Source organism: Bifidobacterium sp. LH_558, from assembly GCF_056356295.1.
In genome coordinates this window covers 212,278-228,039 of the sequence record NZ_JBKETZ010000004.1, presented here as the reverse complement: position 1 = coordinate 228,039, position 15,762 = coordinate 212,278, and the positions used below count along the sequence as shown (strand labels likewise).

Annotated in this window: 7 protein-coding genes; 2 read left to right on the top strand and 5 right to left on the bottom strand. The window is 60.4% G+C overall.

Annotated elements, in window-relative coordinates; genetic code table 11:
- Window positions 1–3 precede the first annotated feature (3 nt).
- The 3 genes from AC1AV0_RS07120 to AC1AV0_RS07110 form a co-directional block, all read right to left on the bottom strand.
- The gene (locus AC1AV0_RS07120; protein ID WP_476572550.1) at window positions 4–2,445 is read right to left on the bottom strand and encodes an MSCRAMM family protein; all 2,442 of its coding nucleotides are present in this window, start codon (window positions 2,443–2,445) and stop codon (window positions 4–6) included.
- A gap of 897 nt (window positions 2,446–3,342) precedes the next feature.
- A complete protein-coding gene (locus tag AC1AV0_RS07115) occupies window positions 3,343–4,893 on the bottom strand; it encodes an alpha-N-arabinofuranosidase (RefSeq protein ID WP_476572548.1) in 1,551 nt (516 codons plus the stop codon).
- 139 nt (window positions 4,894–5,032) lie between these two features.
- Entirely contained in the window at window positions 5,033–6,292 is a 1,260-nt protein-coding gene (locus AC1AV0_RS07110; RefSeq protein ID WP_476572546.1) for an MFS transporter, read from the bottom strand.
- 243 nt (window positions 6,293–6,535) lie between these two features.
- On the opposite strand from AC1AV0_RS07110, the gene AC1AV0_RS07105 reads away from it, so the two are divergent.
- Window positions 6,536–7,258: a TetR/AcrR family transcriptional regulator gene (locus tag AC1AV0_RS07105; RefSeq protein ID WP_476572544.1), complete on the top strand. Its 723-nt coding sequence runs from the start codon at window positions 6,536–6,538 to the stop codon at window positions 7,256–7,258.
- Window positions 7,259–7,261: 3 nt separating this feature from the next.
- Here AC1AV0_RS07105 and AC1AV0_RS07100 read toward each other — a convergent pair whose 3' ends face one another.
- Entirely contained in the window at window positions 7,262–8,539 is a 1,278-nt protein-coding gene (locus AC1AV0_RS07100) for a glutamate-cysteine ligase family protein (protein WP_476572542.1), read from the bottom strand.
- 171 nt (window positions 8,540–8,710) lie between these two features.
- On the opposite strand from AC1AV0_RS07100, the gene AC1AV0_RS07095 reads away from it, so the two are divergent.
- Window positions 8,711–10,420, top strand: a complete 1,710-nt coding sequence (locus AC1AV0_RS07095) for an ATP-binding protein (protein ID WP_476572540.1) — start codon at window positions 8,711–8,713, stop codon at window positions 10,418–10,420.
- 158 nt (window positions 10,421–10,578) lie between these two features.
- Here AC1AV0_RS07095 and AC1AV0_RS07090 read toward each other — a convergent pair whose 3' ends face one another.
- Window positions 10,579–15,555, bottom strand: coding sequence for an acyl-CoA dehydratase activase-related protein (locus tag AC1AV0_RS07090; protein ID WP_476572538.1), 4,977 nt, complete (start codon window positions 15,553–15,555; stop codon window positions 10,579–10,581).
- Window positions 15,556–15,762 lie beyond the last annotated feature (207 nt).

Here is a 15,762-nt window from a genome sequence, read left to right as displayed (position 1 = left end):
AGCTCAGATACGACCGCCTTTCGATCGTGTGGTAACCACCCCAAGCGCCAAGGCGGCGACCAACAGAATTCCCATCGCAATATATGGCGTGGCTTCAAAATCACCACCGGTCATCGGCAGAGATTCAATGACAATGCGATCGTTGCTGATGACTCCAGAGTTCACAGTCACGCAGTCGGCGGTCTCAGTTGTGATGTCCTCCGATATAACGAATTCGTATTCTTTCGAGGAATCCTGATACCCATCAGGGGCTTTGGTTTCCACCAGACGGTAGGTGCCGGTCTTCAAGCCGGTCACATGGATTTGTCCCGCAACAGAATCTTGGTCATTCGTTCCGTTGTCCACAACCTCAATCGAGGCTTCGGTGACGTCTTCACCTTGCGCGTTTTTCACTCGGGTGATGGTCCATTCCGATTCACCAATCGGCTTGTTGCTCGAGGAGTCGACTTTTTGCCACTTCACGCAACCCAATGGATTGGAGATCGGCCCCACTTTCACTTCACTATCGGAACCCTCGCCAGTGATGGTGAAGGTGTAATCCTTGGCATATTTCCGATAGCCGTCGGGGGCTTTGGTCTCGCGCAACTGGTAGGTGCCGGGATTGAGGCTTCTGACCAAGAACTGGCCGGCTACCGGATCCTTGTCGAGACCGGTGCATTCATCCTCAGACGCGGCGGCGCAGTCTTCGACGGTCTGCTGTTCCTTGGTCTGTTCCGACGTGATCGTCCATTCCGACCCTCCAAGCAACTCCTCAGTGCCTTCAGCGACCTTGGACCAGGTCACACCTTGGCGGGTGTTCACGAACGTCGGCTTGTCCTCCGACTCCGTGCCGTTGCTGACTTTGTTGCCATCCTCATCCACAATCTGGGTGTATGTGACGGATGAGGCCATCTGTCTATCAGCCTTGGAATGACTAATGGTCACCGAGACCGTGTACTTCGATGCGTCATATACCACACCGTCTTTCACATACGACTTTGTGCTCGTCGTGTCCCACACGTCCGTAGCATCTGCCACACACGTCTCGACATCACCAGGCGCCTGTTCACATAAGGTGTATGTAAACGTCACCGGCTCATCATGCCACTGTTTGTAGAACCAGTCGAGGTATGAGAACGGAATCGAAAAGTCACTCGATAACGTATTCGAGATATCATCCTTGTTCTTGTCCGTGAACGCGCCCGACACGGTACCACAGACGGTATTTTCCTTGCAGGAATTCCACTCATCTGATGGACTGGCTAATGAAAAAACCAACAGTTCTCTATCCTCATCGTATCGATATTGAACGTCGTAGTAGCCGTCTGCGGTATAAGGAATCCCTCGTGTGCCTCCGGGCATTGGATTCGAGGAATCGTCTCGTTGCAGCAAAAGCGAAAACCGTCCATCTGAGTCCTCTTGCGCAACCTCGCCCTGAATTTGTTTTTTGGCACCAATTTCCACATTTAATGACGGGAAAGCATTAAACGTTAAATTCCAGCTGTCTGCCGTTCCAAAACTGCCCGTCCCTGAAAGAGTTTCGTCCGACAAAGCGTTCAGAGAAAACGCCGAACTGTATTCATCATTGCCCTTATCCACAAGCACCCGAGAAGTTAACAATGACCCCGTTTCGTTGGTGATGATCTCGTAATCAGCCCAGGAGTTCCAGAGCACAACATCTAGGTAAACCTTTTCTTTGATAAGAAAGACGCGCATAGAATTGGTAACGCCATCCCTATCCGATTTCTTTACACTGACCAAGTAGTAATACGTGGCCTCACGATTATCGAACTCGAACCAGCTCTCGCGTCCTCCAAACACCGCCGTACTGGAAGCAGCATATGTCGTTGTCACTTCGCATGATAGGCCTTGCGAGATTGGGCATTCCGTGGCGCCTTCGCCATTGCGCGGCATAGGAACATCCTCTGCGCTAATCTCCCCGCCGGCCGCATCATTATAGAATCCCATTATCGGCGTGAGTTTAAGCGTCACATTATAATCCGGAAGATAATTCATATAGTCGTTCATGAAAGTGATCTGGAGAAAATTCGGCTGACCTTCACCGCTTCGGTAATTCCAAGAAGGCAGAATCAGCTTCTCACCCCCATCATCGGATGTCGTTTCGAGAAGTCCTGATTGGGATGGCGTTTCGATAGTCACTTCGTCAGTTTTCGTGTCATCGGCTTCAACCGTCGCATCCTCATCGACGAAATCATCATCAGCGAAATCTTCATCGGACAACGCATCGTTGATTGATTCAAGCAACTTGTCAGAATCGCTTTGTGTCATCGTCTCCGACTCGGTCGTTTCCGACTGAGTCGTTTCATAGAGGGTTTCTTCGCCGGCGGTCTGAGCGGATGCGATGCCGGCGCCTACGCCCAAACATGCCACCGTCGCCACGGCCACAACGCCGCTCATCAGACGAGACAGCCACCGCTTTCCTTTATCGCGATTGTGTTGAGGCATCGCTCATCCCTTCATCACCTATGACAACTACTCCTTAGAGTTTTAGCTGCAAATGCCCCCCCCCCCCTATAAAATGCACCCGCATCCCCAAAAATCACGTCACCACCCTTGGTGACGAATACCCCCCAACATGGCATTCGTTGCGCTGCGGGAGTCCCCAAACCGACCATTCCCACCAATGCCGAGCACAAGCAAGATTGGGGTTTCCCCCGAAATCACATAGGCCGAGAGCCTGCCCCCGTAGATAATTCAGCCACTTTGGCTTGTAGTTCGCGAACCTGATCCTCCAGCTCGCGAATACGCATCAGCTGCCTCACAATCAGCGCATCCCTCACCGTCGCGGACTCCTCCGCAACGGCATCGCCGTCCCCATACGCCAACAATTCGCCGCGGCGAGACTCCTGTCGATCACGCTCCTGATTGCGCCATCGGTCCACGCACCGTTCAATCCTCTTACGTCCGATCAGGCGGTGATCCAGTCCCACATCGCGGAAAATCTGTATCGCGGACTCGCCGTTCTTATACCGCCGCATACATTCGCGTCGAAACTCATCGGTATACACAATTCGAGTCTCAGAAGCCGATTTCACCACGGGTAAAGCCCGTAAATACGCCAATTGCTGCTGATTGAACCCCCGACGTGCCATCCCCCGCAAACCTTTCCGACATCCAGAACTACAGTCTTCGTCAGAAAAATACGCGCGAAATACTCCCCCTTTCAAACCCCTTTCCAAACGTATTCGACCTCATTCCAGTCTCTGATGCCCCGCATTCCCATACGATTGGCCCCGTGAGGGCGCGCAACCGCCCACCACGCAATACGCGTTTCGCACGTCCCCAAATAGGGAACGTGCGAAACGCGCGAATGACCAATAAGCGATAAAGAACGGCTCTGCGTTACGCGAGCGCGATGCGCAGCGTGTTCACCGAAGCGGGAGCCAGCGAGACGACCAGTTCGGTGCCGGAACCAGCGACGGTCGCCTTCACCATGCCCTCAACCGGCACCGCATGGGCGCGGACCAGATCGGACTGTTCCGCGGTGTTGCAGTCGTGCGGATCGGCGGCGGTCAGCACGGTCGCCTCTTCGACGCGCGCGGCGGCCGGAATCACCACGGTGACCTCGGCGGCATCGTTCATATGCGCGTTGGTGAGGTTCACGAGCAGCTCCTTGCCATCCGCCGACTTGGAGGCGAAAGTGTAGACCGACTCGTCCGCGGCGTCCTGACGCGGCACGTCGAGTGCGACGGCACCGCGGTGGGCCTTGTACATCATGAACACGTCGTAGTTCGGCGTGAGGATGGTGGCCTCGCCTTCGGTGAGCACCAGCGAGTTGAGCACGTTGATGGTCTGCGCGTTGCAAGCCATCGACACCTTGTCGCAGTTGCGCTGCAGCAGGTCGAGCGTGAGCGCGGTGGTGACCGCGTCGCGCATGGTCACTTGCTGCTTCAGGGCCGGGCGGGCGAAGAACGCGGTCTTATGCCAGTTGCCCCATTCGCCGATGATCAGGTCGACATGCTCGAGCTTGGTGTCCATGGCGACTTCGGGCTCGTGGATCAGCGCCAGGCCGTCTTGCATAAGACGCCACTGGTCGCGCAGAATATCTTCCAACTCCAGGCAGCCGTCAATCACGGTGTTCCAGCCGGCCTCGTCGAATTCGGTCGGGGTGTCGGCGTCATTGTCCACATTCCAGTTGTAGAAGTGCAGGTCGTAGCCGTTGATGGGCGGCTGGCGGTATTCGGCGAGCGCACGGAAGAAGTCCTGCGTCCACGCCTCGCGTTCGCGCGGCTTGTTGCCGTCGGGACCGCAGGCGATGGCGTACATCGGCGAGGGGGCGAAAACGTCGGTGGTGAACTTCGGCATCGCGGAGGCGAAGCGGCGGTATTCGTCCATGTAGGTGGACGGGGTCATGGTGCCGCCGCCGGCCCACACCTCGTTGCCGATACCCCAGTATTTGACGCCGTACGGCGCCTCATGGCCGTTGCTTGCGCGTTCGAGCGCCACGTCGGTGGGCTGTTCGCGGTTGCAGTATTCCATCCATTCCTTCATCTCCGCCACGGTGCCGGAGAGCATGTTGATGTTGATCCACGGCTCCGCTCCCAGCATCTCGCACAGGCGCAGGAATTCGTCGGTGCCGAAGCTGTGGTCGTCGAGCTCGTAGGTGGCGAAGTTCTCGTTGAAGGTGGTTTTGCGTTCGGACTGCGGCCCCACGCCGTCACGCCAGTGGTAGGTGTCGGCGTAGCATCCGCCGGGCCAGCGCAGCAGCGGGGGTTCGAGGGCGCGCAGGGCGTCGAGCGTGCCTTTGCGGTAGCCCTGTTCGTTCTCGATCGGCGAGTCCTCCCCCACCCACAGGCCTTCGTCGATGCATTCGCCGAGGAATTCGATGAACTGGCCGTGCAGCTTGGGGTCGATGCGTCCGATTTCGCGGTTCGGGTCGATGAAGGTGGTCATGGACGTGTCCTTTCTTGGGGTGGGGTGTGGGCGTGTGTTGCGGGACTGGTAAGACGGGCTTGCGGAGGTTGCGCGGCCGGAATCCGCCTGGGTATGGCGTCGGCGACTCCGGCCGCGACTGTGCTGATGAGGCGGGAGGCTACTTGACCTTCTTAATCATCATAATGAAGACGCAGGCGAGGGTGACCAGCACGATGGCGGTCGGGAACACCAGCTGATAGGAGCCGGTGGCGACCACGATGGCGGAGGTGACGATCGGGCCGACCATCTGGCCGAGCGTGGTGGCGATGTTCAGGATGCCGAGGTCCTTGCCGGCTTCCTCCTCGTTGGGCAGCACGTCGACGTTGAGGGCCTGGTCGACGGAGCCGTACATGCCGTAGCCGAAGCCGCCGATGGCGCTGAACAGGATCATGCCGAGCGGGCTGTGCATCAGCCAGGGCAGGGCGTAGCCGATGGCGAGCAGGATGCTGGCGACCACGACCGGCACCTTGCGCAGGCCGATCTTGTCGGAGATCGGACCGGCGGAGAGGGCGGAGATCAGGGAGACGACCATCAGCACTAGGCTCATGGTGGAGATGGTGACGGCGGAGTCCTCGACGCTTTGGCCGATGTAGTCCTGCAGGATGTAGAGCTGGTAGTTGAGGATCATGTAGTAGCTGAACAGCAGCAGGGAGCGGCCGGCGAAGGCGAGCCAGAAGTCGCGCGCGCCCTTGGTCGGCGGGCGGAAGCTGACCAGCAGGTCCTTGAGGCTGCCCTCCATCTTGGGCATGTCCTTGCTGGAGGCCTCCTTGGGCCAGAAGATGACGGCGAGCACGCCAGAAAGCGCCATCACCACACCGGAGACGATGAAGCCGGGCAGCTGCATGGTGATGAACTGCGCGCCCACGATCTGGCCGAGGGCGGAGCCGAACAGAGTGCCGGCGGAGATGAACGCGCTCATGGTGCCGCGCATGCTTTCGGGCACGCGGTCGGAGAGGGAGGCGATGATCGGTGCGATCATCATGTTCAGGCCCACCATGGCCAGGCAGTAGCTCACGCCGATAAGGAAGCCGTTGGGCAGCACGCCCACGCCGAACAGGGTGACGCCGGCGAGGATGCCGCCGGAGGCGATCCACGGGGTGCGGCGGCCGAAGATGGAGCGGGTGCGGTCGGAGAGGTTGCCGACCACGAGGTTCGAGATCAGTGAGGCGAGCGCGGTGGCGGAGTTGAGCACACCGAAGATCGCGTCTTTGGAATCGGGGGCGATGTCGGCCAGACGCTGCGGCAGCAGCACCGCCGCCACGACCTGAAGGGCCAGCATCCAGCAGAACGAGAAGACGAAGAACGCGATGCAGAAGCGCATCTTGTTCGCCTTCGAGAGCGTGCCGGCACCCGAAGTGGTTTGTTCGACTTGAGACATGGTAATCTCCTTGCTTCTTTCTACTTCTTGCGAACCGTGTGCGATGGCGACCATGCCGTTCTCGCGAGGCGGTTCGTCGGGAGCTCAGCCGCTCCCCTAGTGGCAGGCGATCCTTGCTTGCCACGGTCTTATTTTATATCTTAGATATATAAGATAGTGATTCGGCGTGTCGTGTCTCGAGCGGCATCCAGCACCGCGTTCTGCTACCCTCGGTAGCGGAAGGGGACATAGGAGGTTCATCTGATGAACGAACAGCGCAGCGAGTTCCGCCCCATCGGCAAGCGGGTGCGGATGAACGCCGAGGAACGGCGCGCGCAGATCATCGAGGCGGCCATCACATTGATCAGCCGATATGGATCATACGGATTCTCCATGCAGTCGCTGGCCGACGCGGTGGGGCTCACACTCCCAGGGCTGGGGCATTATGTCAAAAGCCGCGAGGAACTGCTGGCGCAAATCATCGAAACCTACTACGACACCAGCACGGATTTTCTCAAAAGCCCCGACGGGCACAAGCAATCTCAGTCCAACGAGCCGGACGAACCCAACTTGCCCGACGAATCCGACGAGCCTGACGGACATGGCGACTCCGAGACGAACGACCATCAGCTGCGGAATTATCCTTCCGCCATCCGCGAGGTGGTGCGCACCAACGCGCAGCGACCCGAGCTGGTGTCGCTGTTCATGCGTCTGGCGATCGAGGCGTCCGACCCGCACCATCCCGCGCATGATTTCTACGTCAACCGCCACCAAGCCGTATTGCACGACATGATGAGCGGCTCATGGAATCTGCCCGAAGAGTATCGCAATCCCGAACGCCTGCACGACCTGATCGTCACCGTGTTCTTCGCGATGGACGGCGTGCAGATTCAGTCGCTGACCAATCCCAACGAGACGATGGTCGAACTGTGGGAGCGGGCCGAGCGGGTGCTCTTCCCCTCCCCCACGTGGGACGGATACCGGTAACGGTTACGACTGGAACACGTCCGGATGGGCGGGATCACCGGGGACGTCGGCGAGAATGCCTTCGAGATTCAGGAACTCCTGCCAGAAATCGAGCGGCTGGCCGTAAGGGTTGGCGTCGCGGCCATGCGCCTGGATGTTGGCTTTGGCTTCGAGCACATCCACCTCGCGCAGACCGTCGAAGTAGCTTTCCAAGCGGATGCGGTTGGCGGGCACATAGAACAGCGAGGCGACGATTTCAGTGAGCCGTTCGGCGCGTTCGACGGGCAGCGAATCCCAGTGGCGCAGTTCGATGAAGTTCTTCAGCCGCACATCGTTGAAATGCGTGGAGATAATGTGGTTGATCTCGTAGGCGTTGAGCTCGCGGTCCGGATAGACGTCGCCCGCGTTCTCATGGAAGGCGGCGCGGTGCAGCTCTTTGCCGCTCGCGCCGGATTCGAGCGCCTCCGGAGTGTGCGTGAGGTCGGCGAACATCAGCGGCGTGGACAGCACGTCGATGGCGTAGTCCTCCCAACCGAAACGCTGGTCGAACAGTCCGGGAATCACATTCGTGCGCTGGAAGTCGAGATAATCCCACATGCGCTGGCGCAGCAGCGGATAGGGGTTGATTCGCCCCTCGAAATACGGCGAATTGCGGAAGAACCAGGCGAGGATCGGGCCGATGGCGGTGCCGATGCGCATTTTGGCGACGGCGTCGCGTTCGTCCACGAAGTCGATGCTCACCTGCGTGGAGGCAGAGCAGCGCATCATGCAGGGGCCGAACTGGCCCACGCGGCCCAGATACGCGGTCATCGCATCATAGCGGTCTTTGGGGTTCACCGGCACGTCGGCGAAGCTGGATTTCGGCTGGTACCCGTAGGCGACGAATCGCCAGCCCAACTCGGCCACGATGGGGTCGGCCTCCGCGCGGAACCGGGAGTACAGGGCGTTGAGTTCCTCAGGCGCATGCAGTACGCCGATGGAGGTCTCCACCTGGCCACCGGGCTCGAGGGATACGGACACGCCCTCGCGGGCAAGCCCCACCAGATGGCCGTTCTCCCAGTATTCCTTGGATTCGTCGTAGTACGGGCGCAGCCGCTGCAGCAGCGTCTCGACGCCGTTCGGCTCGTAATAGCTCACGGCGGTGTCGTCGGCGTTATGCACGGGCAGATGCTCGATTTCGACGCCGAAGCCGCCCGTGCCGCGCTGGGCGCGGCCGTTCTCGAAGAACGCCAACAGACTGTCGACATGCTTCGGATTGGGCGTGGCCAACAGGTGCGCGTAACTAATCCGTGGAGTAACCATGCTTCACCATCGTATTCGAGTGCGCATACGGGCTGGCCGAACGCACCCCAATCCGCTATACGAATAATCGATAGCCTCCTATCGCATACCCAGTGCTATGTCATCGATGAATTCATCGATGTCTTATCGATGAATTACAGTGGAAGACATAAATAAGGTAAGGAGGCCACCATGACCCTATTGCGGGAGAGTTCCACGGTTGAGCTCAAAAGGCAGCTTACCGAATGGACGAAAAAGGAAATCATCGCATTCGCCAACTGTGAAGGCGGCGACCTCTATATCGGATTCGACGATGACGGCAATCCCGTCGGGCTTGACGATCCAGACTCCGTTATGGGCGCGGTCGGAGATATGATTCGCAACGCCATCAGACCCGATCTCACGGCATATACCGACATCACGCGCGAATGCGTGAACGACGAGGAGGGACGCCCTCACGAAATCGTGCACGTCACTGTGTTGAGGGGCACACAACGCCCCTACTATCTGCGAAGCAAAGGACTGACGTCTCCCGGAGTGTTCATCCGACATGGTGTGTCTTCGGTGCCCGCAAGCGAACATCAGATTCGTCGTCTGCTTCGTGAAAGCGACGATATGGCGTTCGATTCGTCGCCCTGTCTGCGGCAGGAACTCACCTTCGAATATGCGGCCGCGTATTTTCACAAGCATGACGTGCAGTGGGGAGACAAGCAGCGGCGCACACTCGGACTGGTGAACGAAAACGAGCTGTACACGAACACGGCATTGTTGCTTTCGGACCAATGCAACCACACCATAAAAAGCGCGGTGTTCTCCGGAACCACCAAGGCATCCGCGTTCATCGACAGACAGGAATTCACTGGCTCGATACTGCGGCAGCTGGAGGACGCCTACCGATTCTTGGAACTGAACAACACACAATCGGCCACATTCGACGGACTCTACCGCAGCGACCATCACGCGTGGCCTCCAAGTGCCTTACGCGAAGCCTTGCTGAACGCCATCGTGCACCGCGACTACGATTCCACGGGAACCACTTTCATCAACATCTACGCCGACCGGGCGGAGTTCATCTCACCGGGCGGACTCCCGCTGAATATCGCACTCGCCGATGCCCTGAACGGCATGTCCATGCCCCGCAACCGCACGCTTGCCGACGTGTTCTACCGTCTGCGGCTTATCGAAAGCTACGGCATGGGTATCCCTTCGATAACACGCCAATACGAGGGATATGGCAACCAACCTTGGATCCAAACATCTCCCGCGTTCTTCTCGCTGACGCTCCCCAAACAAAGCGGACCGTCAAGTTCCGGAGGAGAAACCGCCTCCCAGCCCAACGGTGGGGGCTCTCCTTCGCGCCCCTCCGCCATCGCGAGGAAACGCGGAGAACAACGGCATTCCTACACCCAATTCGCCACATTGGGAGGGGACCTCGCCCACGCAGATGAAGCGGACGAACTCATCGTCGAAACGGTCGCGCAGCAAACGTCTGCGGACGCACCTCGCAACGACGCTCCGGACGCAGTGATTCTGGCACCGGTGCAAGGCAATGCGCATATCGTTATGCCGGATGGTTCCGTCCTTGACCGTATGGAGTTGCGTGCAGTCAACCAAATCACATACGACGGTGCGCAGCCGCAACATCATGCGGGTACATCTCGCCAAAAAGCGCAGTCAGAGGAAGTGGCCAGCTCTGCTGCCCCGAGTCCGACATCCAGCGAGTTGGAGCGGCTCACGCTCGAGCTGATCGCCAAACGCAATGGCCCTATGAGCCGACTGGAGATAGAACGGTCGCTGGGCATCAATAAGAACAGGGCCGCCTACGTGTTGCGCAAACTCGAGAAGGAAGGCAGCATCGTCTCTTCCGGCTCGGCACGCAGCACCAGCTACGCTCTGGCCTGACGCGCCGGTCCAGCCGCGCTGAGCCGTCGCGTCCACCGCTCGGCACGCGATACCAGTTGCACGCTGGCATATCTCCCTCATCGACCCTTATGCGCGCCAAACGAAGGATGCCGCCTTCGCACAGGCGGCATCCTCACTGAAATGGCATCGTTCCGACGTCAGGAAGCGGCGGCATCCACTTGATTGGCGGCGGCTTTTTTGGCGGCGGCAATCATCAGTTTGATGCGGTTGAGCTGGTTCGCCTCGCTGGCGCCCGGATCGTAGTCGATGCTCACGATGTTGGCCTCGGGATGCAGTCGGCGGATTTTGCCGAACATGCCGCGTCCGGTCACATGGTTGGGCAGGCAGGCGAAGGGCTGCGCGCACACCACATTCGGGCATCCCTGTTCGATGAGCTCCAGAATCTCGGCGGTCAGCAGCCAACCCTCGCCGGCCTGCACGCCGATCGACGTGACTTCGGAGGCCTTCTTGACGAGTTCGGGCATCGGTTCGTCCTGCTGGAACTTGCCGTTGGCCGTGGCGATCGCGGCACGCACCGGATTCATATACCGGTCCAGGCCCCAGCGCATCAGCGCATAGCCCAGCTTGCTGCCGCCGGTGCCGAGGTTACGCTCGTTCCAGTCGGAGATGTAGGGACGCGTGGTCATGAACTCCATGATGCCGGGCACCACCGCCTCGCAATCCTGCGATTCGATGACGTCGACCACATGATTGTTCGCGTCCGGCTGGTATTTGACGAGAATCTCGCCCACCACGCCGACGCGCACCTTGCGCGGGATATCCTTCAGCGGCAGCGCGTCGAAGGACTTGACGATCTCCTTGACGAGCTTGGGGTACGGCAGATAGCCCTTGCCGATGCCCAGCACCTTGCGCGCAGTTTTGGACGTTCCATGATGCTCGAGCGTTTCGCGCACGATGGTGTCCCACTGGCGGTACAGCGCGTCCGCGGAACCGGGTTCGGCCTCGTAGGGGCGCACGCGGTACAGACATTTCATCAGCAGATCGCCGATGATCAGCGCCTTGACGGCGCGATGCAGCAGCGTGGGCGTGGCGGTGAAGCCGGGATTGTCTTCAATGCCCTGCGTGGAGATGGCGATCACCGGAATCTGGGGATAGCCCGCGTCGACCAACGCCTTGCGGATCAGGCCGAAATAGTTGGTCGCACGGCACATGCCGCCCGTCTGAGTGATGGCCAGAGCCGTGGTGTCCGGATCGTATTTGCCTTCGATGATCGCGTCCACCAGCTGTCCGATGACCATAATGGCCGGATAGCAGGCGTCGTTGTTCACGTATTTGAGGCCGGTCTCCACATCCTCATGGCTGGCATGCTCGAGGATGTCGAACTTGTAGCCGCCGGAACGGATCACTGATTCGACCAGCGAGAAGTGGATCGGGCTCATCTGCGGCGCCACGATCGTGTAGTCCTTCTTCATGGACTTGCCGAAGGGCACACGGTTCGCGTAGCGGCTCATCGTCGCGTTGTTGTGGCTGGAGCCGGACTTCTTCTGGGCGGCGTTCTCCGAGGCGCGCTTCGAAGCGTCCTTGACCGCTTGGGTGAGCTTCGGATTGGCCTTCATCGTGGCGTCGAGCAGCACCTGGCGGCCCGGAGTCGGCGCTTCGGAGCCGGTTTTGCGGAATCCCGTGGATTTCGGGGCCGTACGGGCGGCGAGCTTGGCTTCGGCGGCGTCGACCGCGGCCTGGGCTTTGGCGAGCTCGGCCTTGGCGGCAGCGAGATCGGCCTGGGCTTGGATGGCGGATTCGTCGGGGGATCCCTCGACTTCGCTCGGGATGACGGAGGAAGAGGTCGGGTCGACGGAGTCAACGGAGATGGGCGCTTCGGTGGTGTCGATGGCGGACTTGTTGCGTTCGCGCTCTTCGATGGCGGCCTTCAGCGAGCGCAGACGAATCTTCGCCGCGCCGAGGTTGGAGACCTCGTCGATTTTCAGCAGCGTGTACACGTCGGCCTTGTCGGCGAGGATCTCGGCCACCTGATCGGTGGTGACGGCGTCGAGGCCGCAGCCGAAGGAGTTGAGCTGCACAAGCTCCAATCCCGGGTAGGAGGCGACGAAGTTGGCTGCCGTGTACAGGCGCGCGTGGTAGGCCCACTGGTTGGTGACGCGCAGCGGCATCGTGGTGACCTTGCGGTCGCCGACATGGCGGAATCCGTTCGCGTTCTTGGCGCGCGGGTCGGTTTCGTCCTGGCCGAGGAATTCGGTGAGGTTGAGCTTCTCCCCCGGCTGCAGTTCGCACACCGAATCCTCGGACAGCACCACCATGCCCAGCGAGCAGATCGTCTCGGGGATGCCGTGGTTGATTTCGGGATCGATGTGGTAGGGGCGGCCGGCGAGCACGATGCCGCGGCAGTCGTGCTCCTTCATGTAGGCCAGGGCCTTCAGGCCCTCCTGCTGCACGTCGTGCTTGAACACCTTGTCTTCCGCGTAGGCGGCTTTGACGGCGGTTTCGGCCTCCTCGCGCGTGACGTTCGCCCACGCGAACTCGTCGACGATGCGGTCGACCATCAGCTCGTGGTTGGCGAGATTGAAGTAGGGGTGCATGTACCGCACGTTCTCGTCGCGCAGTTCGGGCATGTTCGCGCCGATGACCAGCGGATAGTTAGCCACCACCGGGCAGTTGTAGTGGTTGTCGGCGTTCTCGACGAGGTTGTCCTCATAGCTCACGCACGGGTAGAAGATCGTGGTGACGCCCTTGCCCAGCAGCCATTTGATATGGCCGTGCACCAGTTTGGCCGGGTAGCAGATGTTCTCGGAGGCGATCGATTCGATGCCGGTTTCGAACAGTTCGTGCGAGCTGCGGCCGGAGATCATCACCTTGAAGCCCAGGGTGGTGAGCAGCGTGAACCAGAACGGATAGTTCTCGTACATGTTCAGGCCGCGAGGAATGCCGATTTCGCCGCGGGCGGCGTTCTTGTCGGTGAGCCTGCGGTAGGCGAAGCACCGCTTGTACTTGTAGTCGTACAGGTTCGGACGGTCGGAGCGCTGCTTTTTGGCGTCGCCGCCGCGCTCGCATCGGTTGCCGGTCACATAGCGCGAACCGTCGGCGAAGGTGGTGATGGTGAGCTTGCAGTGGTTCTGGCACAGCTTGCAGATGTCGCGTTCGGAGGTCATCGACAGGTTGTCGAGCGCCTCGCCGGTCAGAATCGACGAACAGGTGTGGGTCACGCCGTCGACGACCACCGTATGGGAGACCTCGCCGGTGGCGCGGAAGCCTTCGGACGGCTGCTTGGCGGGTTCATCAACAGGCGCTTCCGCCTGGGGTTCCGCCGCGGCCGCGGTCTGGCCGTCCATCGCGTCCGCCTCGTCCGTGTAATGCATGCGCGCGGTGAGGGCGGCGCCGAACGCACCCATCAGGCCGGCGATATTCGGTCGGGTCACTTCGCGTTCGGTGAGCAGTTCGAAGGCACGCAGCACGGCGTCGTTGAGGAACGTGCCGCCCTGAACGACGACGGTGTCGCCGAGTTCGCCCGAGTCGCGCAGTTTGATCACCTTGTACAGGGCATTGCGCACCACCGAATAGCACAGGCCGGCGGCGATGTCTTCGATGCTCGCGCCCTCCTTCTGCGCCTGCTTGACGGAGGAGTTCATGAACACGGTGCAACGCGAGCCCAAATCCACCGGATGCGTGGAGTTGAGGGCCTTCTGCGTGAATTCCTGAATGGTCAGGCCCATCGACATGGCGAAGGTCTGCAGGAACGAGCCGCATCCGGATGAGCAGGCCTCGTTGACGGCGATCGAATCGATCACGCCGTCACTGATGGCCAGATACTTCATGTCCTGTCCGCCGATGTCGATGACGGCGGTGACGCCCGGGCTGGTCATTTCTGCGCCGCGGTAGTGCGCCATGGTTTCGACCACGCCCTCGTCGAGATGCAGGCCGGTGGTGATGAGGCCTTCGCCGTAGCCGGTGGCGCAGGAGCGGGCGATCCACGCTTCGGCCGGCAGTTCGGATTGGATCTGCTTGACGATGTTGATGGCGGCGGTCAGCGGGCTGCCTTCGTTGTTCGCATACGACGACCAGACGATCTCACGGTCGTCGTTGACGAGCGTGGCCTTGATGGTGGTCGAGCCCGCGTCGATGCCGAGGAAGTGCGGGCCGCGCGCGCCCTCAAGCGTGCCGACGTGCACATGCTCGCGGTGATGGCGGGCGTTGAACGCCTCGCGGTCGGCCTCGGTGGGGAACAGCGGCGGCATGGTGGGAGTGTTGCTCGGCAGGTTCTCCAGCTCGTCCAAACGGGCCAGAATATCGCTGCAGGGGCGGGATTCGAAGTGGTTGCCTTCGTCGTCGGTGTCGGCTTCGGCGAGCAGGGCCGCGCCGTACGCCACATACAGGTGGGCGTCGGTGGGCACGATGAACTCGTCGACCTTGCCTTCGAGCGCGCGCTGGAAGGCGGCGCGCAGTTCGCTCATAAAGAACAGCGGTCCGCCGAGGAAGATCACGGTGCCGTGGATCGGGCGGCCGGAGGCGAGGCCCGCAATGGTCTGCGTGGCCACGGCGGTGAAGATCGAGGCCGCCAGATCGGGCTTGGCCGCGCCGTCGTTGATCAGCGGCTGCAAGTCGGTTTTGGCGAATACGCCGCATCGCGAGGCGATCGGATAGAGATTCTGGTATTCCTTCGCCATCTCGTTAAGGCCGGCCGCGTCGGTGTCGAGCAGGGTGGACATCTGGTCGATGAACGCGCCTGTGCCGCCCGCGCACGATCCGTTCATGCGCTGTTCCGGCGTGGGCTTCAGATAGGTGATTTTGGCGTCCTCGCCGCCGAGTTCGATGATCACATCGGCCTGCGGATACTCCGCATCGATCGCTTCGGTTTCGGCGATGACCTCCTGGACGAACGGCACATGCAGACTGTCGGCGAGCGCGAGGCCGCCGGAGCCGGTGATGGCCAGGCGGATGGGCTCGTCGCCTCGGCCGAGCTCGGCCAGCGCTTTACGGATGTCGACCAACAATCCCGCCACGGTGGCGCGCACGTTGGCGTGATGGCGGCGGTAGTCGGAGAACAGGGTATCGCCGAGCGCATCGGACTGGTCCAGCACCACGGCCTTCACCGTGGTCGAACCAATATCCAATCCCACACGCAGCGGCTTGACCTTGCGAGTCGTCGCGGAGACGTCAACCATACTTGTCCTCATCTGTTCTGTTTCTGGGATGCCATACGGGCCCCGCGGGGCCGATTGGGCATGGCTACGCCCAGCTACTCATATAGGTAATGTAGTCGGTCGTCTCGTCAGACAGGTCGCGGTTTGCGCCTTTTCGCTCACAGAATGCGCACAACACGACACTTTTCCCGTTTCTGTCGAACGCATCGCCCATCGCCTTGCCGCGCC